The sequence below is a fragment of the Chloroflexota bacterium genome (assembly GCA_040902225.1).
Lineage (GTDB): Bacteria > Chloroflexota > Limnocylindria > QHBO01 > QHBO01 > CF-167.
Window position 1 is genome coordinate 82558 of sequence record JBBDXT010000002.1, and the last position, 19539, is coordinate 102096.

19 protein-coding genes are annotated in these 19539 nt (G+C 69.2%); 9 read left to right on the forward strand and 10 right to left on the reverse strand.

From position 1 onward, the window contains the following. Positions 1-185: 185 nt before the first annotated feature. The 3 genes from WEB29_00440 to WEB29_00450 all read right to left on the reverse strand — a co-directional run bounded on the left by WEB29_00440 (position 186) and on the right by WEB29_00450 (position 4621). On the reverse strand, positions 186-2219 hold the full coding sequence (locus tag WEB29_00440) for a VWA domain-containing protein (protein MEX2135411.1): 2034 nt from the start codon (positions 2217-2219) through the stop codon (positions 186-188). 69 nt (positions 2220-2288) lie between these two features. Further along, on the reverse strand, positions 2289-3704 hold the full coding sequence (locus WEB29_00445) for a magnesium chelatase (protein MEX2135412.1): 1416 nt from the start codon (positions 3702-3704) through the stop codon (positions 2289-2291). Further along, the gene (locus tag WEB29_00450; protein ID MEX2135413.1) at positions 3701-4621 is read right to left on the reverse strand and encodes a hypothetical protein; all 921 of its coding nucleotides are present in this window, start codon (positions 4619-4621) and stop codon (positions 3701-3703) included. The genes WEB29_00445 and WEB29_00450 overlap by 4 nt, the downstream gene beginning before the upstream one ends. A gap of 222 nt (positions 4622-4843) precedes the next feature. On the opposite strand from WEB29_00450, the gene WEB29_00455 reads away from it, so the two are divergent. Both WEB29_00455 and WEB29_00460 read left to right on the forward strand, forming a co-directional pair. Next, positions 4844-5527 carry a hypothetical protein gene (locus WEB29_00455; GenBank protein ID MEX2135414.1) on the forward strand — a complete coding sequence of 228 codons (684 nt, stop codon included), beginning with the start codon at positions 4844-4846 and terminating at the stop codon, positions 5525-5527. A 31-nt stretch (positions 5528-5558) separates the two neighbouring features. Then, entirely contained in the window at positions 5559-6164 is a 606-nt protein-coding gene (locus WEB29_00460) for a GNAT family protein (protein ID MEX2135415.1), read from the forward strand. On the opposite strand, the gene WEB29_00465 is transcribed toward WEB29_00460, so the two are convergent. Together WEB29_00465 and WEB29_00470 are read right to left on the reverse strand one after the other, a co-directional pair. Next, entirely contained in the window at positions 6161-7495 is a 1335-nt protein-coding gene (locus tag WEB29_00465) for a HAMP domain-containing sensor histidine kinase (protein ID MEX2135416.1), read from the reverse strand. The two genes, WEB29_00460 and WEB29_00465, sit on opposite strands and share 4 nt — an antisense overlap. Beyond that, the gene (locus tag WEB29_00470) at positions 7492-8205 is read right to left on the reverse strand and encodes a response regulator transcription factor (GenBank protein ID MEX2135417.1); all 714 of its coding nucleotides are present in this window, start codon (positions 8203-8205) and stop codon (positions 7492-7494) included. The genes WEB29_00465 and WEB29_00470 overlap by 4 nt, the downstream gene beginning before the upstream one ends. A 136-nt stretch (positions 8206-8341) precedes the next feature. Between WEB29_00470 and WEB29_00475 the strand changes: the two genes are divergently transcribed. The 3 genes from WEB29_00475 to WEB29_00485 all read left to right on the forward strand — a co-directional run bounded on the left by WEB29_00475 (position 8342) and on the right by WEB29_00485 (position 11070). Beyond that, positions 8342-9067 carry a hypothetical protein gene (locus tag WEB29_00475; GenBank protein MEX2135418.1) on the forward strand — a complete coding sequence of 242 codons (726 nt, stop codon included), beginning with the start codon at positions 8342-8344 and terminating at the stop codon, positions 9065-9067. Positions 9068-9159: 92 nt separating this feature from the next. Next, entirely contained in the window at positions 9160-10149 is a 990-nt protein-coding gene (locus WEB29_00480) for a TIGR03557 family F420-dependent LLM class oxidoreductase (protein MEX2135419.1), read from the forward strand. A gap of 6 nt (positions 10150-10155) precedes the next feature. Continuing rightward, a complete protein-coding gene (locus WEB29_00485) occupies positions 10156-11070 on the forward strand; it encodes an arginase family protein (protein ID MEX2135420.1) in 915 nt (304 codons plus the stop codon). Here the strand turns inward: WEB29_00485 and WEB29_00490 are convergent. Beyond that, the gene (locus WEB29_00490; protein MEX2135421.1) at positions 11067-12293 is read right to left on the reverse strand and encodes a thiolase family protein; all 1227 of its coding nucleotides are present in this window, start codon (positions 12291-12293) and stop codon (positions 11067-11069) included. The genes WEB29_00485 and WEB29_00490 overlap by 4 nt on opposite strands. 38 nt (positions 12294-12331) lie before the next feature. Here WEB29_00490 and WEB29_00495 point away from each other — a divergent pair, with 38 nt between their 5' ends. The 4 genes from WEB29_00495 (at position 12332) to WEB29_00510 (ending at position 16588) form a co-directional block, all read left to right on the forward strand. Continuing rightward, positions 12332-13768, forward strand: a complete 1437-nt coding sequence (locus tag WEB29_00495; protein ID MEX2135422.1) for an FAD-binding oxidoreductase — start codon at positions 12332-12334, stop codon at positions 13766-13768. A gap of 70 nt (positions 13769-13838) precedes the next feature. Then, positions 13839-14894 (forward strand): ABC transporter substrate-binding protein, encoded by a 1056-nt coding sequence (locus WEB29_00500; protein MEX2135423.1) that lies wholly within the window; start codon positions 13839-13841, stop codon positions 14892-14894. 18 nt (positions 14895-14912) lie between these two features. Beyond that, a complete protein-coding gene (locus WEB29_00505) occupies positions 14913-15773 on the forward strand; it encodes an ABC transporter permease (protein MEX2135424.1) in 861 nt (286 codons plus the stop codon). Next, positions 15770-16588, forward strand: a complete 819-nt coding sequence (locus WEB29_00510; protein MEX2135425.1) for an ABC transporter permease — start codon at positions 15770-15772, stop codon at positions 16586-16588. The genes WEB29_00505 and WEB29_00510 overlap by 4 nt, the downstream gene beginning before the upstream one ends. A 22-nt stretch (positions 16589-16610) precedes the next feature. On the opposite strand, the gene WEB29_00515 is transcribed toward WEB29_00510, so the two are convergent. The 4 genes from WEB29_00515 to WEB29_00530 are packed head-to-tail and all read right to left on the reverse strand — an operon-like array spanning position 16611 to position 19491. Next, complete coding sequence (locus tag WEB29_00515; protein MEX2135426.1) at positions 16611-16832, reverse strand: DUF2277 domain-containing protein; 222 nt, start codon at positions 16830-16832, stop codon at positions 16611-16613. 28 nt (positions 16833-16860) lie between these two features. Continuing rightward, on the reverse strand, positions 16861-17508 hold the full coding sequence (locus WEB29_00520) for an HAD family phosphatase (GenBank protein ID MEX2135427.1): 648 nt from the start codon (positions 17506-17508) through the stop codon (positions 16861-16863). Next, entirely contained in the window at positions 17505-18716 is a 1212-nt protein-coding gene (locus WEB29_00525) for a 3-hydroxyacyl-CoA dehydrogenase NAD-binding domain-containing protein (GenBank protein ID MEX2135428.1), read from the reverse strand. Before WEB29_00525 ends, WEB29_00520 begins: the two co-directional genes overlap by 4 nt. Next, positions 18706-19491 (reverse strand): enoyl-CoA hydratase-related protein, encoded by a 786-nt coding sequence (locus tag WEB29_00530; GenBank protein ID MEX2135429.1) that lies wholly within the window; start codon positions 19489-19491, stop codon positions 18706-18708. Before WEB29_00530 ends, WEB29_00525 begins: the two co-directional genes overlap by 11 nt. Positions 19492-19539: the final 48 nt, after the last annotated feature.

The window sequence follows — 19539 nt, forward strand, 5'->3', positions numbered from 1 at the left end:
AAGCGGGCCGGGCTAGTGTTCAGATCATCTGATCAGTCCGCGTATGCGGCTGCGCCGAACCGGTGGGGCGGGTAAGCCATCGGGAGCACGGGGACGCCCTCGTCACCCGGGTGACGAGGGGGCTCGATGAGCCGAAAAGCGGCCCGAATCCCCCGCCGCGCGCTGCTCACGCCCTGTTGCCAGGATCAGGCGACGCGCTTGCGCTTCTTGCTGACGTAGTCGACCAGGACGTACTCGCCGAGGTGCTCGGGCTCCACGTAGAAGGCACGACCGCGATTGATCCGGCTCATCAGGTCGACGAACTCGGAAAGGTACCGCGACCGCTCCAGCATGAAGGTGTTGATCACGATCCCCTCCCGGGTCGCGCGCCCCACCTCCCGCAGAGTCGACTGCATGGTCCGCATGGTCGGCGGGTAGGCGAACTCGACCTGGCCGTTGGCGATATGCGCGGTCGGCTCGCCATCGGTAATCACCACGATCTCCTTGTTGCCGCCGCTGCGACGGCCGAGCAGCTGGCGGGCGATGATCAGCGCGTGCTGGAGGTTGGTCCCGTACTCGAACTCGTACGGTGATAGGGTGGCGATCGCCTCCGGCTTGATCTGGCGCGCGAAGTACGCGAAGCCGACCACGTACAGCCGGTCGCGCGGGTACTTCGTGTGAATCAGGGTATGGAGCGCCATCGCCACCCGTTTGGCGGCGGTTGAGCAGCCTCGAAGCAGCATCGATCGGCTCATATCAAGCAGCAGCACCGTTGAGCTGACCGTGGTCTCCTCGGACCGATGCACCTCGAAATCGCCCGGCGCGATGCGGACGGGGGTTCCCGGTCCGTTGCGGGCCATCGCATTGAAGAGGGTCCGATTGAGGTCGACAGCGAACGGGTCCCCATGCTCGAACGGCTTGGTTTCATCCGTCTGCTCGCCGCCACTCCCCGAAGACGGCAGTGCGTGGCCGCCGAGGGACTCACGCCGCAACCGGCTGAAGATATCCGTCAGCGCGCGCATCCCCAGCTTGCGGGCTGCACGCGGCGTCAGCTCCAGCCGATCGTCCCCGCGCTCCAGGTAGCCCGCCTCCTCCAGCGCCCGGGTCAGCGCGCGCAGCTGCTCGAGGTCCCCGGTAGCCTCGTCGCCACCGAGTGCCCGGAGTGCCTCGGCATCGATCTGCTCCAGTGAGTCGGGGTCGCGGGCTGCCAGCAGCTCCTCCTCCATGGCGTCGAAGCGCTGCTGCCGATCGATGGCGTCGAGCGCCTCGGGCAGCCCCAGCGGCTCGTCGCCGCTGAACGGATACGGCTCCCCGAAGGGGGTATCGGGGCGGAGGGCCTGGAGGGCGCCGGCCAGGCGCGCCATGTCCCACCGCAGGCGATCGTCGCGCAGCAGCTCGTCCATCATCTCCTGGAGCTCGGCCCGCATCTCGGGACTCAGTGATGCCATGAGGGATGCCATCTGTGAGGCCTGGCGGTGCAGGTGATCGATCAGCTGGTCGACCGTCTCGATCCCGGGCGGGAAGTAGTGCCCGTGTCGGACCATGAAGGAGGCGAAGTCGGCGCTCGTGTCGGAGCCCGCCGCATGCTTCTCGAGCAGCTTGTTGAGGTCGCGGACCATCGCCCGCACGCCGTCGAGATCCTCGGGCGAGATGCCGGCGACCCCCTCCTTCAGCCCATGGAAGTAGGTCTGCAGGAGCTGCTGGCGAAGCTCGTCGGTGAGGGCGTTGAATGCGTCGCGTGCATCGGCATCCATGAACTCGTAGTCGCGCAGGCTCGTCAGCCGCCCTGCCAGGTCGTCCGGCAGGGCGTCGAGGCGGTCGCGCCGCTGTTGTGCGGTGCGACTCAGGACCTGCTCCGCCATCCGTGCCTGGTCCTGCGCCGGTCCCGGCGCCGCGTCAAGGGATCGTTGCTCGGCCTCGTGGACACGCCGCTCTATCCCCGCCCGCTCCTGCTCGACGATCTGCTCCAGCCGTGCCGCGACATCGTCGAGCATGCCGTCCAGGTTCGCCTTTGACAGCTCCTCCGCGCGACGAGCGCGTAGCTGCTCCACGATCCGCCGCAACCCCGGTACGTCGCCACCGCGCGTGCCGCGCATGCCCCGCTGCATCAAGCGTTGCAGGGCGCGCCGGATATCGCCCTCGGCAAGGATGTCCTCCGAGAGCGCCTCCAGCACATCGTCGGCGTCAAAGGGAGGCAGGCTCTGGCTGCCATCCCAGTGCGAGTAGCGGTAGCTGGTCACGACCGCAGACTGGATGGCGGAGTCGAAGCCGCTCGTAACGCCGCGGCCAAGCCTGCAGCAGCCACCGCCTTACCTCGCGTAGCGCACGCCGCCGCCACGCCGCTCCTTGTTCAGCCGCCGGTTGAGGTGCAGCCCCTCCAGCACGAACTCCACGCCGCTGGCGACGCCGGCCGGCGATTCGCCAAGGTCGAGCCGCCCCACGGCGCGGCTCAGCTCCGGCAGCTCCGCGACGGTCCGCTGCAGCAGGTCCGAGGCCACCGCGTCGCCCACCTCGATCTCCGTCCCCGCCTCGAAGCGCTCGACCAGGCCGACCAGCTCGGAGAGCGAGAAGTGCCGATTGAAGACGTTGACCACGGCGCGCTGCACGAGCTTCTCGATCACCTTGTCCTCGCGCGTCTCGTCGCCGAGCGTCTCGAGCTCGATCTTGCCGGCGGTCGATGCCACGATCGCGCCGAGGTCGCTGACGCGTGGCGCCCCGATCGGCTCGCCCAGGCGCACGGCCCGCTTCAGGGCGGCGGCCACCAGCGTCTCGTGGTTGGCGATCGTTACGCGAACGCTGACCCCGGAGCGCTGGCTCACCTCTGACGACCGTCGCGCCAGCTGCGACAGCTCGGCGACGATCTCCTTCATGAACGAGGGCACCTGCACCGGGACCGATGCCGCCGTCTCGTCATCGAAGGCCAGCCACTCGGCCTCCATGATGGCGATCTCGGTCTCCGGGTCCTCGGGGTAGTGAGTGCGGATCTGCGCGCCGAATCGGTCCTTGAGGGGCGTGATGATGCGCCCCCGGCTGGTGTAGTCCTCCGGGTTGGCGGATGCGACCACGAACAGGTCCAGGCTGAGCCGCACCTTGTAGCCCCGGATCTGGACGTCGCGCTCCTCCATCAAGTTCAGGAGCCCCACCTGGATCCGCTCGGCAAGGTCCGGCAGCTCGTTGAGCGCGAAGATCCCGCGGTTGGTGCGCGGCAGCAGGCCGTAATGGATCGTCAGCTCGTCGGAGAGGTAGCGGCCCTCGGCAACCTTGACCGGGTCGACCTCCCCCACCAGGTCGGCGATGGTGATGTCCGGCGTGGCCAGCTTCTCCCCGTAGCGATCCGCGGCCGCCACCCAGGCGATCGGGGTGGCATCCCCTTGTTCCGCCACCAGCGCGCGCGCAAACGGGCTGGCCGGCCGCAGCGGGTCGTCGTGCAGCTCCGCGCCGGCCACGACCGGCATCCATTCGTCGAGCAGCCCCACCAGCGAGCGGGCGATCCGGCTCTTGGCCTGGCCGCGCTCCCCGAGCAGGATGATGTCCTGCCCCGCCAGGATGGCGTTCTCCACCTGTGGCAGCACCGTCTCGTCGTAGCCGATGATCCCCGGCAGCAGCGACTCCCCGCGCCGCAGACGATCCACCAGGTTGGCGCGCATCTCCTCCTTGACGCTCCGGGACCGGTACCCGCCGGCACGCAGCTCTGCGAGGGTGCCGATGGTCGGTCGGTCGGTCATGCGGTGGCTCCTTCGGGCAGGGACGGATAATCCAGTAGGGCGGACGCGACCGAGGCCGGATCGCAGACCCCGCGATCCGCCAGCGCGGTGAGATATTCGGAACGTTCCGCCAGCTCCGCCTCCAGGTCGTCCGGTGCGAGGCCGAGGCTCGCGGCCAGCACAGCGTACGCCGCAGGGTCATGCACCAGAAGGCGGCCGGAGCGCCCCCCGTCGCCGGCCAGCCACGGCGGCTCCGGATCACGCTGCGCGCCGGTCAGGCTCGGTGACCGGCCGCCGTCGAGCGCCGCCAGGCGGAGGGGGGCCAGCGTCCCGCCATCGTCCAGCCGCAGGTGCCAGGCCTCCTCGACCCGACGGTACATGCCGGCCGGTGTGCGGTAGGCGGAGTACTGGAGGTAGAGCGTCAGGCCGGCAAGGTCGGCATCGGCCGCGCCGAGCTGATCACCTAGGAGGGCGATCGCCTCATCCAGCGAGTCGGCGTGCATGGTGGCGCCCATGCCGTAGCCGCGCCCCGCCAGCTGCAGTGCTCCGAGAGCGTTGCGGCCCCAGACGTAGACCGGCAGGTGGTCGCTCATCTCGTTGACCAGCAGGTAGCCGCGCTCGGGACCGATCTCATCGGTCCATTCAAAGTCGCCCCGCCAGCCACGCAGGAAGACCCCCACCGTGCCGGGAGCAAGGAAGTCGACCAGCGCGGAGAGGGTCGTCGTCTTGCCGGCCATCGGTGCCTCCGAGGCGAGCATCACGCTGCGCCTGCGGCTGGTCACCGCCCAGAGGGTCGCCATCAGGCGAGCGTCGAGGCTGCCGCTGCCGACGATCTCGACCGCGCTCATCGGCCGCGGCGGGCTCCAGTGATAGCCCCACCAGCCCTCCGGGAAGCGGCCGTACCACGCTTCCAGGCTGACGTCGGGGGAGGGCTCCATGGTGGCGGCCACGGTACGCGTGGGGAACCCGGGGCGCAACCGGGCAGTCGGGGGCCGTCGCGGGCGCGGTCGGGCGCCCTGCACGCCGGTCGCCCGTCTAACTGTCGTACCGCTTCTGTCTGGGCGTGACCGTGGACAGGGCGCACCGCGTGGCGTCAGCGGTGGCGTGTAGTGCGGTTACTTGTAGTTGCAAAGTCCCCGTCGGTATAGGTCCATGGGTGGATGATCCGATCCAGACCCAACGCGGGTCCCCGCGAGCACAATGGCGATGCCCTCCGCGCCTTCTCGATTGCCATCGATCAGATGCGGAAGGGTGACGAGGTGGTTGCACTCATCAACCCGGGGGCGCGACGGTCGGGGGCGGCTTCCAGCGCGTGGCTGAGCGCCCGACTGGCAATCAGCGAGCTGCGGCGCGTGCTCCTGCCCCGCTGCGACGAGCGCTGCCTCACCACGCCGCACGACGCTCATGGATTCGTCGTCCTGGCAAACCTGGCGCTCGATCCGGCCGAGCCGCGACAGCCATCCTGGTGGGACGGCTGGAACGACACCCTGCAGCGGGACCTGCGGACGGGGCGGGTGTGGTACGCGGGCTCCCCGATGCTGCCCGAAACGCCGGAGGGACAGCAGCTGCGAGCGGGCGTGCGACTGGCGCGGGTCACGTCGACCGATCCATATTGGATTCACTACGACGCCATGGACCAGGAGGTCCTGTACCGCATCGAATCCGGCCCGTTCGAGGGCGACGCGCTGATCGCTGCCTCGTTTGGCCTGTCCCCGCTGCTCCCCGGTCTTGCCGGCGCCCTGATCGCGCCGGACCATCCGCCGGCGCGTGACCCCGACGTGGCCAGGCGATTGCTGATCGCGGGCTGGTCGACGGTCGAGCGAGGTCTTCCCTTCGAGGCATAGCCCGTGCAAGGGGGCCGGTATCATGCGGGCAATGACCGATGCCGAGGCACCCGCGCCGCGTCCCATGATCCGCGGCGAGCGGGTCTGGCTGCGCCCCAGCGAACCATCCGACGTCATCCACGACTCCACCTACGCCGGCGATGCCGAGGTCGGCCACTTCCTGGGGGCGAAGACGCCGATGTCGAAGGCCGCTGCCGAGCGCTTCAGCACCGAGATCTTCTCGCAGAACCCGATGAATCCGACCGCCTATGGCTTTGCCATCTGCCTGCTGGGGACCGAGGAGAGCATCGGTACTGTCCTCCTGCGCGACGTCGACAAGGTCAACGGCAGCGGCATCGTCGGAATCTTCATCGGGGACCGGCGCTACCTCGGCCAGGGATACGGAACCGATGCGCTCAATGCTCTGGTTGATCTCGGCTTCGGGGAGCTGCGCCTGGAGCGGATCGAGCTCGAGGTTTTCGACTTCAACGAGCGCGCCGTCCGCTCGTACCAGAAGGCCGGCTTCCAGACCGATGCCATCCAGCGACGTGCACGCTTCCATCGCGGCGCGCACCACGACGTGCACATCATGTCCATCCTCCGCGACGACTGGCTGGCGATCCCCCGCAAGCGCAGCTGGGAGCTGGCCGGCCCCTAGCCGACGCGCGGCAGCGCGATCGCGAAGGTCGTCCCGTCGGGGCCAGTACGCTCGATCGCGATGCGGCCGCCGTTGGCGACCAGGAGCTCACGGGCGATGGTCAGCCCGATCCCGCTGCCCGTGCGTGGCTCCCCGGCACCACGCGCCCGGTCCGCTCGATAGAAGCGTTCGAAGACGTGTGACAGATCCTGGGCGGCGATCCCCGGCCCGGCGTCGGTGACGCGCACCACCGCCTCAGTGGCCGCCGCTTCCGCCGCGACGTGCACCGTCGCTCCCTCGGGTGAGTGCTGCGCCGCGTTGGCCAGCACGTTGCGCAGCGCGCGGCCGACCTGGGTCGGGTCGACCTCGACCTGCAACGAGGCAGGACCCTGCGCAACAACGATTCCGACCCCTCGCTGCCGGAAGAGCGGCTCGATGGCGCGCTCGACCTCGGCCAGCAGCTCCCCCAGCGACATGACCTGGGGGCGGCGCTGGAGGACCGCGGACTCGGCGTCGACCAACTCGCCGAGCTGCGCGATCACTCGCGACAGCGCGCCGGCCGCGGCACGTGCGCGATCAAGCTGCTGGCGATCCGCGGGCACCACCCCGTCGACCATCGCCTGCAGCTGCGACTCGAGCACGGTGGCCGGGGTCGCCAGGTCGTGCGCCATGTCACTGGCGGCGCGACGGCGCAGCATCTCCGAGCGCTGGACTCGCTCTGCCATGGCGTTGAAGGCACCGGCCAGCTCATTCGACTCGCGGTCAGGCCCGCCCGTTGCGCGGGCGCCGAGGTCGCCATGGCCAAGCCGCTGTGCGGCGGCCGCCACGCCCTGGAGCGGGCGCGTCAGGCGCGAGGAGAGGAGGAGGGCGACCACTACGACCGCCACGATCGCCAGCAGGCCGGCGACGAGCAGGCTCAGGTTGAAGATCCGCAGGAAGGCGCGATCCGAGCGTGGCACTTCGATCCGCAACGTTGCGTCCGAGCCCGGAACCGCCTCCGAGATGGTCTCGGTCGAGACCCCTGGTGGCAACCGGCCGACGTCGACCAGCAGGGCTCCATCGGGACCGATCAGCTGCACGTGTCCACGCATCGAGTTTGCGATGCGGCGGAGCACAACCTCGACCCCATGCTTCGCTTTGGGCGCCCCCAGGTCGACCCCGCCGATCGCTCCGGCGACAACCGTGATTCTGTCTCGCTCGGCCGCGCTCAGCTCCTGTTCCAGCGAGCCGCTGACGATGCGGTTCACCGCGAGGCCGGCAATCAGCAGGACCGCAAGGACGGCGGCGGAGAGCATCAGGGCCAGCCGCAGGCCCAGCGGCTGGCCCCGGACCTCCTCACGGCTGACCGTCACGCCGGATCCCTCGCGGCCACCAGGCGATAGCCGGTCGACGGGATCGTCTCGATCAGCCACGGGTCGGCGGCGTCGTCGCCCAGCTTCTTTCGCAGGTTGGCCACGTGGACGTCCACCACGCGCTCATAGACCTCGTCCGGACGGCGCGCCACCGTTTCGAGCAGCTGCTCACGCGCCAGGACCGCGCCGGGACGGCGCGCCAGCGCCACCAACAGGGAGGCCTCGCCGGGTGTCAGCCGGCCACCCTCCCCGCCCGCAAGCGTGTAGCGCCTGGAGGCGGGATCAAGGACAAGGCGACCGGCCGCAAGCGAGATGATCGCTTCGCCCAGGTCCGCCGCCTCGGGGCGAACGCGTCGCAGGATCGCCGCCACCCGAGCCGTGAGCTCATGCGGGTTGAAGGGCTTGGCAAGGTAGTCATCCGCGCCCAGCCGCAGCCCGGCGATGCGCTCGGCGTCGGAGCGCTTGGCGCTGGTGATCAGGATCGGGACGTCCGCCTTTTCGCGCAGGCCCTCGAGCACCGCCTCGCCCTGCATCCCGGGCAGCATCAGGTCCAGGACCACCAGGTCAGCCCCATCGGTTGCGAAGGCTGCCAACGCTGCCGCGCCGTCCCCGGCATCGGTCACCACGTAGCCTGCCCGCTCCAGGTACAGTCGCAGCAGCCCGCGCAGCTGCGGCTCGTCCTCGACGATCAGGATCCTGTGACGCGCCATTGGCCCATCCTAGAGGCAGGCCGATTCAGAGGATGTCAAGACAGCAGGGCGCGATCTTGATGCGTTCTTGATCGCCGGAGCCGATGCTCTGCTGGACTGAGATCACGGCAAGCGACGATCCAACGAGGACGAGCACGTGAAGAACACCAAGACCCTGGGCATCGCCGGCGGGCTGGTCGCGGCAGCGCTCGTGGGTGGCACCCTGATCAGCGCCGCGCTGGCGGCACCCTCAGCACCGGGGGCGAGCGCATCGGCTGCCAATCTCGCCAACGGCGAGTACTGCGAGGCCTGGCAGGCGGCGTTTGCCGACCAGTTGGGCGTTTCTGTCGACGACCTTCTCCCCGCCGCCAAGGCCGCGAGCATCGCCGCCATCGACGCGGCGGTCGCGGCCGGCGACCTGACCGAGGAGCGCGCCACCGCGCTGAAGGACAAGATCGCGGCGGCAGATGGCAGCAACGCCTGCCGGTTCTTCGGTCATCCGTTCGCGCGGGGCGGGCATGGGCCCAAGGCTCACTTCGGCGGTCCTCTCCTGAGCGTGGCGGCCGAGGCACTCGGCATCGAGCCGGGCGAGCTCAAGCAAGCGCTGCGAAGCGGTGACTCGCTCCAGGACGTCGCCACCGCGCAGGGCAAGGACTACGACACCGTCAGCCAGGCGATTCTCGATGCTGCCAAGACCAGGCTGGATGCGGCGGTGGCGGAGGGGCTGGACCAGGCCCGCGCCGACGAGATCCTCTCGAAGCTCGACGAGGCGCTGGCCTCCGGCGATCTCTCCCTGCTCCACCCCGGCCGTGGCCACGTTGGATTCCACGGGTTGGACGATGATGAGGCCGATGCGTCGGAATCTGAGGCGCCATCGACCTGACCCGAGCGTTCGCTCTTCGACTGAGGCCGTCCCGCACCCGCGGGGCGGCCTCTTCCTGTCTCGGGTCCCATTGACTCGGGTACGCTGTGACGGTGACGAAGATCGGCTACGCGGCCATGCTCGAGCAGTTCCATCCGACCGACCTGCTCGAATGGTGCCCACAGGCTGAGGCCGCCGGATTCTCCGCGGGATTCATGGTCAGCGAGCACTTCCACCCCTGGACGCCGCAACAGGGAAACGCTGCGTTCGCCTGGACTTTCTTGGGCGCCTTGGGGCAGCGCACGACCTTGCCGATCGGCCTCGCCGTCACAGCCCCGGGGTTCCGCTACCACCCCGCGGTCATCGCGCATGCCGCCGCCACGATGGGCGCGATGTATCCGGGCCGCTTCTGGCTCGGACTGGGTGCAGGTGAGGCGCTCAATGAGCACGTCATCGGCGGCAAGTGGCCAGAGATCGGCATTCGCAGCGCGATGCTGTTCGAGGCGATCGAAATCATCAACAAGCTCTTCACGGGCGACGTGGTGCGGCACACCGGCACCTATTTCACCCTGGAGTCGGCCAAGCTCTACACCCGCCCGGAACAGGCGGTCCCGATCTACGTCGCCACCGCCGGACCGATGAACGCCAAGCGCACCGGTCGCCACGCCGACGGGATGATCACGGTCGGAGCGGCAGATGTGAAGATCCAGATGTTGTGGGCCAAGTTCGGAGAGGGGGCGCTCCAGGCGGGCCGGGATCCGCACTCAATGCCGAAGTTGCTGCAGATCCACGTCTCGTGGGCGAAGACCCACGCTGTGGCTGAGGCGAACGCAATGCGCGAGTGGCCCAACGGCGGCATGCCCTTTCCGAAGCAGGACATCCGCCACCCGGAGGACTTCGCCAACCTCGCCAAGCTGATCCGCCCCGAGCACTTCACGAATCGGGTCCTGATCTCGGCCGACCTCGACGAGCACGCGGCGCACATCCAGAAGTTCGTGGACATGGGCTTCGACGAGATCCACCTTCACAACGTCGGGCGCAACCAGGCCGAATTCATTGCCGCGTTCGGGGAGGAGGTCCTGCCGCACCTCCGCCTCGGCTGACGGAGCGTGGCTCCGCGCGTAATCCGAATCGTCGGAGCCCCGTTCAACTCGTCGGGGACCACGGACGGCGTCGCGCGGGCGCCCACGGCACTCCGGCGCGCAGGGCTGGTGGAAAGGCTTCGCGCGGCGGGTTTGGAGGTCACGGACCGGGGCGACCTGAACTTCGGCGCAACCTCCCGGGAGCGCGAGCCGATCTCAGGCGTGATCGCGCCCGGGGCGCTCGCCACGATGATCCGCGCCGTCGGCGCGGAGGTTGAGGCCGCGCTGCAAACCGGCGGGTTCCCTCTGGTGCTCGGCGGGGACTGCCCCGTCCTCCTTGGCTGCCTCAATGGCGGAGACAGGCGCCAGGTGCCCGGGCTCTTCTTCATCGACGGCCATGAGGATGCCTGGCCGCCGGCTGCGTCGACGACAGGCGAGGCAGCCGACATGGAGCTTGGGTTCGCCCTTGGTCTGACGCTGAGCAGCCTGCCCCAGGACCTCAGAGCTGCGTTGCCACGCCTCGACCCGGACGACGTGGTCGTCGTGGGTCCGCGCGACCAGGGCGAGCTTGCCGCCGCCGGGGTCCCGACGATCGGCGACCTTGTCGAGATCGTGCGTGCAGAGGAGGCGTCCGCGGATCCCATAGCGGTTGCTGCCTCGTCGGTCGACCGGCTGGGGCGAATGGGGGCGTGGTGGCTCCACGTCGATCTCGACGTGCTCTCGACGGAGAGCCTCGGCGCCATCGACTACCCGCAGGCCGGCGGCATAGGCTGGGAGGCCCTGACCTCTCTGACTCGACGGGCGCTCAAGAGCCGGGTTGCGATCGGCTGGGACGTCACCATCTATAACCCGGACCTCGATCCGCGCGGGACCGACGCGGCGCGGATCGTCCGATACATCGTTGAATCCCTCGCCCCGGGGATGAGCCGCATAGCGCGCTAGTCCACCGCCTCCCAGACGGAGGCGATCCCCTGCCCGACGCCGATGCACATGGTGGCCAGCCCGTGCCGCGCGCCGCGTCGCCGCATCTCGTGGAGGAGCGTCGCCACCAGGCGAGCGCCTGAAGCGCCGAGGGGATGGCCGATGGCGATCGCCCCGCCGTTGACGTTGACCTTCTCGGGGTCGAGCTCCAGCTCGCGCATGACTGGCAGCGCCTGCGCAGCGAAGGCCTCATTCAGCTCCACCAGGTCGAGGTCCGCGACGGAGAGGCCGGCCCGATCGAGCGCCTTTCGCGAGGCGGGGATCGGTCCGAGGCCCATCGTGGCGGGATCGACACCGGCCACCGCACTGGAGAGGAGCCGAGCCATCGGCCGCAGGCCCAGCTCGGCTGCGCGCGCCTCGGAGGTGACGAGGAGAGCGGCGGCGCCGTCATTGATCCCGCTGCTGTTGCCCGCGGTTACCGATCCAGACGCATCACGCTTGAAGGCAGGCTTCAGCGCAGCGAGTTGCTCGAGAGTGGTGTCCGGCCGGGGGTGCTCGTCACGGTCCACCGTCGTGGTGGCGCCTCTGGCACCGGGCGCCTCGATCGGCACCACCTCGTCGCCGAAGCGACCTGCCGCGCGCGCCGCGGCCCAGCGCTGGTGCGATTCGAACGCGAATCGGTCCTGGTCCTCGCGGGTGACGCCACAGCGCTCAACAACGTTCTCGGCGGTCTCGCCCATCGAATAGGGGTAGTAGGCATCCGCCAGGCGCGGGTTGGTGAAGCGCCAGCCCAGGGTCGTGTCGTACAGGGTCTGCTCGCCTCGCGGGAAGGCGGCGGATGCCTTGGCCATCACGAACGGGGCCCGGGTCATCGACTCCACGCCCCCGGCCACGAACAGGTCACCGTCGCCCGAGGTAATGGCATGAGCGGCGCCGATGACCGCCTGCATCCCCGATCCGCACAGCCGGTTGACGGTCTGGCCGGCCACCTCGATCGGCATCCCGGCAAGCAGTGCAGCCATTCGACCGACATTGCGATTGTCCTCGCCGGCCTGGTTGGCAGCCCCCAGGATCACGTCGTCGACGGCAGCGGGTTCCACGCCGGTGCGCTCGAGGAGCGCACGGATAACGTGCGCGGCCATGTCGTCCGGCCTGACCTCGCGCAGGGCGCCGCCGTAGCGGCCGAACGGCGTGCGCAGCCCGTCGACGACCACGGGGGTGCGGGCTGGTTCGTGCTGGCGCATCAGGCGTGGATGCTAGCACCGGGTTAGGATCGCGCGACGTGACCGCCCTAGCGCCACATGAGCTGCCGATCCCCGGCCAACGCCGCGCCTGGTGGCTGCGCGAGGCGCTGGCCGCGGAACATCCGAGCCTGCTCGCTCCCTCGCTCTTCGGGGAGGTGAGCGCGGACGTGGCGATCGTCGGCGGCGGCTACACCGGGATGTGGACCGCCTATTTCCTGGGCGAGATTGCGCCCGAGATGCGGATCGTCCTGCTCGAGGCGGACATCTGCGGCGGCGGCCCGAGCGGTCGCAACGGAGGGTTCCTACACGGCTGGTGGGAGTACCTCCCATTCCTGGCCAAGCGCTACGGGGCGGCCGAGGGCCTGCGCATCGCCGAGGCCGCGGACGAGGTCGTGACCGGCATCGGCGATTGGTGCAAGCGTCATGGGGTCGATGCCCACTTCGCGCCCGATGGATACCTGCGCGTCAATGCATTCCCGAAGGTCGCCAACGACTGGGGCGAGTCAATCGCAGATCTCGATCGACTGGGGGCGCCGGGTGTGCTCCGGCACATGGACCGGGAGGCGGTCCAGCAGATATGCGCTTCCCCGGCATTCGGTGAGGGCGTCTTCATGCCCAGCGCCGCGACGGTCCAGCCGGCGCTCCTGGCTCGGGGCTTGAGGCGCGTCCTGCTGGAGCGCGGGGTCCAGATCCACGAGGGAACCACGGTCGAGCGGATGGATCCGCGGGCGAGCGGCATGCACCTGAAGACACCCCGCGGCACTGTGCGAGCGGATCGCGTCGTGCTCGCGGTGAACGCCTGGGCCGCCGGCTGGCCGGGCTTCTGGACCCGGGTCCTCGCGTGGGGCAGCTACATGGTGGTGACCGAGCCGATCCCCGACCGGCTTGCCGAACTCGGCTGGACCGGTGGCGAGGCGATCGCCGATTCGCGCTTCACGATCAGCTACTTCCGAACCACGCGCGACGGTCGCATCGCATTTGGTGCCGGCGTCGGCGCGGCCGGCTTCGACGGGCGCATCGGTCCCATCTTCACGCACGACCGCCAGGCGATCGCGCGGGTGGTCGCCAACTTTCGCCACCTTTTCCCGATGCTCGGAGACGTTCGGATGGAGGATGCCTGGGGCGGGCCGATCGACATCACCGCTGATCGCTTCCCCGAGATCGGCTCAACCGATGGCGGTCGCGTGCTGTACGCGCATGGCTTCGCCGGCAACGGGGTGGGGCCCGCCCGCCTGGCGGGACGCATCCTCGCCGCTCGCATCGCCGGCGGTGGCGACCCGATCGCCCTCCTCCCGCTCTTCGGCCGGCGCCAGCGATTCCTGCCTCCCGAGCCGTTCCGCTTCGTCGGGGCACGCGCCATCCGCGAGGCGCTGATCCGACAGGACGACGCGCTGGATGCCGGGCGTCGACCGGGACTGCTCACCCAGGTGGTGGCGCGCGTGCCGAGTCTCCTCGGATATCGGTTCAAGCATTAGGGTGTAAGCGTTGACCGCGCCGATGGCCGCGGCGTAGGATCGCGCAATCCAACCCTTGAGGAGACCGCCCGTGCCCGCACGATTCGCCCCTGTCCGCACAATTCTCGCGATCTTCGTCGGCAGCATGCTGATCCTGGCCGCCTGTGCCGCACCCAACAAGCTCCTCGTCCTGGAGTGGAGCGGGTACGAAGAGGAAGACTTCTGGACCGATTTCAAGGAGGCCAATCCCGACGCTGCGGTGACCTTCGAGCCCGGCAGCTCGGATGCGGACGTCCTCGGCAAGATGGAGCAGGGCAGCCAGGCCGACATCTTCCACTTCTACACCGGCTGGCAGCAGCTCTTTGTCGATGCGGGGCTGGCAAAGGAGATCGACACCAGCAAGCTGACCAACTGGGACAAGGTGCCGCAGAGCTTCCAGGACCTGGGCAAGGTCGACGGCAAGCAGTACTTCGTTCCGTGGGACTGGGGCTTCACCTCGATCCTCTACAACACCGATCAGGTTGCCAGCGTCGAGAGCTGGGACATCCTCTTCGATGAAACCTATGCCGGCCACATCTCGATGTGGGATGACGGGCCCGCGGCGGTGACCGTGTCCTCCTATATCCATGGCTGGGACGAGGAGGCGATCACCGACGAGCAGCTGGCGGAGGCAGAGCAGGAGTGGAAGGACCAGAAGGCCCTGAACTTCAAGTACTGGGCCGACGAGTACGCGGACCTCTGCCCCGATGTTGAAGGGGGCGACATCTGGGTGGCCTACGCGTGGCAGGGCTGCTACGCGCAGACCCTCTACAACGAGAGCCAGCCGGTTGCCTACGCGACCCCCAAGGAGGGGCGCAACTCGTGGGTGGGCCTGTACGGCATCAGCGCCGACACCGCCAACTACGACCTGGCGCTCGAGTTCCTGGACATGAAGCTGGCGACGCTGACCTGCAGCAACGCGGTGACCCTCTTCTACTACGGCTGCGCCAACCAGGAGGTCATGGACGCGATCGAGGACCCGGTCCTGATCGAGGCCTTCGGCATCGACGACCCGTCGATCCTGGAGAGCACCAACTTCACGCCGCCCGTCACCGACGCACAGCGGGAGGCGTGGACCGAGATGTGGGCGAACGTCAAGGCCGACTAGCAGCGCGCGTCTAGACCGATGCTCGGACGGCGAGGAAGCCTTCGGTTCCTCGCCGTCCCTCCGTTCGCCTGGCTGATCCTTTTCTTCGTCGCGCCCCTCCTGCTCGCAATACTCATCAGCTTCCGGGGCGAACGCGGCCCGATCGACTTCGGCAGCCTTCTGCAGCTCTCGACGCTCCAGTACGAGAAGGTCGTCGACTCGCCGTCGTGGGTGCGGCTGCTGGGCATTTCGGCCGTCATGGCCCTGATCGTCGCCGCGATGGCGACCGTGCTCGCCTTCCCGATCGCCTATTTCCTGGCTTTTCGGGCGCGCCATCGGGCGCCGATCTTCCTGGTGCTCCTTCTCGTGCCGGCCGCGACGAGCTTCCTGATGCGGGTTTTGGCCTGGAAGCTGCTCCTCGGCAGCAGCGGCGCCATCAACTCGTTCCTGGTCTGGATCGGTGTCATCCATGAGCCGATCGGCCTGCTTCTCTACTCGCAGGCGGCGGTGGTGATCACGCTTGTCTACGTCTGGATCCCGTTCGCCGCGCTGCCGATCTACGCCGCGCTGCAACGGGTGGATCGCAGCCACCTGGAGGCTGCCGCCGACCTCGGCTCCGGCCCCTGGTCGCGGTTCTGGCGGGTGACCGTCCCCCTCAGCCTGCCGGGGGTGCTGGCGACCTTCTTCATGGTCTTCATCCCGACCATCGGTGAATACGTGACGCCGTTCCTCGTGGGCGGCACCGAGGGGATCATGTACGGCAACCTGATCCAGGACTTCTTCACGCGGGCCGGCAACTGGCCCCTGGGGTCGGCACTGGCGGTGATCATGCTGGTGGTGACCCTGGCGCTCGTGGCGATCGCCCTCCGCATCGTCGACCTGCGCAGGGCGGTGGCATGACAACCGTCAGGCGGCCCGTCCGGAGCGGCGCGATCGGTGTGGGAAAGACTCGCCTGCCGCTGGGGCCGACGTACGCGCTCCTGCTCGCCTTCCTCTACCTGCCGATCGTGCTGCTCGCCGTCTTCTCGTTCAGCGCCAACACCTCGCTCAGCTTCCCGCTGAAGGGACTCACGTTCGACTGGTACGCCAAGGTCTTCGATGACCCCGCTTTGCTCGCAGCGGCCCGCAACAGCCTGGTGGTGGCCACCGTGGCCGCGACCGCAGCGACCGCCCTCGGCTTTGCCGTCAGCCTGGCTGTGCTGCGCTTCCGCTTCGCCGGACGGCGCCTCCTCCTCGCCCTGGCGGCCGCCCCGCTGGTCGTGCCATTCGTCGTGCTGGGCGTTGCCCTCTTCCTGCTCTTCAACCTTCTTGGGGTGCCGCGTTCGCTGCTGACCGTCGCCCTGGGGCACAGTGTGATTGCGCTGCCGTATGCGACGCTGATCCTGCTGTCGCGCATCGTGGGTCTCGATCCGGCGCTCGAAGATGCCGCCATGGACCTGGGGGCGTCCTACCCGACCACTCTGCGGCGGGTGATCCTGCCGCTGGTGGGGCCAACCCTGATCTCCGCCTGGCTGACGGCATTCATCGTCTCGTTTGACGAGGTCGCGCTCGCCAACTTCCTGGCCGGCGGGGACCCCACCTTCCCGGTCTTCCTGTACGGGCAGCTGCGATTCGCGGGGCGGATACCGGTGCTGATCGCCATGGCGGTGCTGCTGATGACCGCCACCATCATCCTGACCTTGATCGCCAACCGGCTCCGGACCCGAAACCAATGACCAAGCCCGATCTGAGAGGCAGTTAGCTTGCGCGGCGGGCCGGATGGGTGGCGGTCACTGCCTCCAGCAGGCGGCTCGAGGCAATGGCGATCTCTTCGACGGCGTGATTGAAGGCGTGCTCGTTGGCCGGCGACGGCTTGCGGTAGCCACTCACCTTGCGCACGTACTGCAGAGCGGCCGCGCGGACCTCTTCATCGGGGGCAGGCTCGTCAAGGGTTCGGAGGGTCTTGATGCTTCGACACATGCTGCAGAGGGTACCCCGCCGCCGGTTGTCACGCCTCGGGCAGCAGTCGCTCGAGCGAGTCGATGACGCGGTCCGCCTCCGAGACATCGGTCTCGGCGAACTGTGGGACGGCGATACAGGTCAGCCCGGCCGCCTTGGCGGCCGCGATCCCCGATGCGGTGTCCTCGAGGGCCAGCGTCTCCGCCGGATCGACGCCCAGCCGCTCGCAGACGAGGAGATAGAGATCGGGTGCGGGCTTGTGCCGCGCAACGTCGTCGGAGCTGACCACCGCGTCGAATGCTTCGGTGAACGCTGCGCTCTGGAGGGCGACGTCGACGAGGAAGCGAGGAGAGTTCGAGGCGAGACCCAGTGGCACGCGGCCACGCAGCCGCTCGACGAGCTCGATCGCGCCCGGGCGAGCCTCGACCTGGGCCTGCAGCTCCTCGTGCATCAGCTCGCTCACCTCGCGAATGAGCGCCGCCGCCTGGTCGTTCCCGTACCCCAGGCGGCGTGCGAAGAACTCGCCGGTGAACGCCGCGCTGGTGCCCATCACCGTCAGCTTGTCCTCGAACGTGAATTCGGCGCCGTGCCGCTCGAAGAGGCGACCCTCGGCGCGCTGCCAGAGCACCTCGGTATCCAGCAGCAGGCCGTCCATGTCGAAGACGACCGCCTTGAACCGATGCAGCGGCTCGCTCACGCGCGCGGCGCGAAGAAGGATCCGCCGCCCTCGACGAGGGAACGCAGGAGCGGCACGACCCGATAGCGTCCGTCTGGCTCCACGCCGTGCAGGGAATCCAGGGTGCGCACGACCTCGATCAGGCCGATCCGCTCGCCCCACTCCAGCGGGCCGGAGGGGTAGTTGGCACCCAGCCGCATCGCGGCGTCGATCGACTCCGGCGGCGCAACGCCGTCCCCCACCGCAGACGCCGCCTCGTTGACGATGGTGGCCAGCAGCCGTTCAGCGATCTGCGACTCGGTCAGGCGCTCCCCGGTTGGCGCGGACGCCAGTCCGGACCAGGTTGCGCCGCGTACACCATCGGGCGAGAAATCGTAGAAGCCGCCTCCCGCCTTGCGGCCCAGGCGCCCCGCATCGACCAGCGCGCGCTGCAATTCGTGCGGTCGATACCGCGGATCGCGTCCGAACGCCTCGTACACGCTCTCGCTCACCGCCAGGTTGACGTCGGCGCCGATGGTGTCGACGAGCTCGAACGGCCCCATCCGAAAGCCGATCCCGCGCGCCGACGCATCGATCTCCTCGATCCGAGCCAATCCTTCGCCGGCGATCCGCATCGCTTCGAGGTAGAAGGGGCGCGCCACCCGGTTGACGATGAAACCGGGGGTGTCGGCCGCGAGCACCGGCGTCTTGCCGAGCCGGCGCGCAGCCCTTATGGTCGCCTCCGCGACCTCCGGAGCGGTTCGCTTCCCGGCGATCACCTCGACCAGCGCCATCAGCGGGACCGGGTTGAAGAAGTGCATCCCGATCACGCGCTCCGGGCGGCTGGTGGCCGCCGCGATGGCGCTGATCGACAGGCTGCTCGTGTTGCTCGCCAGGATGGTGGCGGCACCGGCAGCGGCGTCCAGGCGACGGAAGGCGTCGCGCTTGAGCTCGAGCTCCTCGGGGATCGCCTCGATGACGAGGTCTGCGGCCGCCAGTGCCTGGAGGGTGGCGGCCGGCGCGATGCGCGTCAAGGCCGCCGCGCGCAACGCCTCGCTCAGCTGCCCCTTCTCGACCTTGCGGGCCAGGAAGGCTGCCGTGCGCTCGAGCGCGCGCTCGTAGGCCCCCGCAACCGGGTCGTGCATCACAACGGCGATCCCCGCTTCGGCGGCCAGCTGGGCGATGCCCGCCCCCATCGTGCCGGCACCCAGGACTCCGATTCGCTCGACGGCCGGGGGCTTAGCGTCCAACGAAGCGCGGCTCCCGCTTCTCGCCGAACGCGGCCGCCCCTTCGGCGTGGTCCTCGGTGCGGCCCGCCAGCTCCTGGAGCGAGGCCTCCATGGCCAGGCTCTCAGCCAGCATCGCATCCTCGGCGTGGTTGATGGCCCGCTTGACCAGCCCGATTGCCCGCGTCGGCGCCGCCGCCAGCTTCGCCGCTGCGGCCTTCACGCTGACGGCCAGCTGGTCCGCCGGCATGACGTCGTTGACCAGTCCGACCGCGTGGGCCTCGGCGGCTCCCAGTGGCTCGCCGCTGAAGATCAGGGCCGCCGCCCGGTGGCGTCCCAGTGCGCGGACGAGGGTTCGGGTCGAGCCCGAATCGGGCACCAGCCCGATCCGCACGAACGCCTGGATGAACCGCGCGTCCTCGCTCGCGTAGACGAGGTCGCAAGCCAGCGCCAGCGACACGCCCGCCCCGGCGGCGACGCCGTTCACCGCGGCGATCACCGGCTTCGGCAGCTCGCGGATCGCCACGATCAGCGGGTTGTACTCATCGGTCAGGACGCGGCGGAAGGCGCGCTCCTCGGCGCCGCCCCGAAGGTCGGCTCCGCTGCAGAATCCACGGCCCGCGCCGGTCAGAACGACCGCCCGGATCGCCTCATCGCGCCCCGCCGCCTTGAAGGCGGCCAACAGCTCGCGCCGCATCGCGCCGTTCAGCGCATTGAGGGAGTCCGGGCGGTTGAGCGTGATGGTCGCGACGCCATCGGCCACCTCGACCAGGATCGTGTCGTAGCTGGCGTCCGGCATGTCGCGGATTCTATCCTCAGAATGGAGACTGCCGAAGAATGGCGCGCT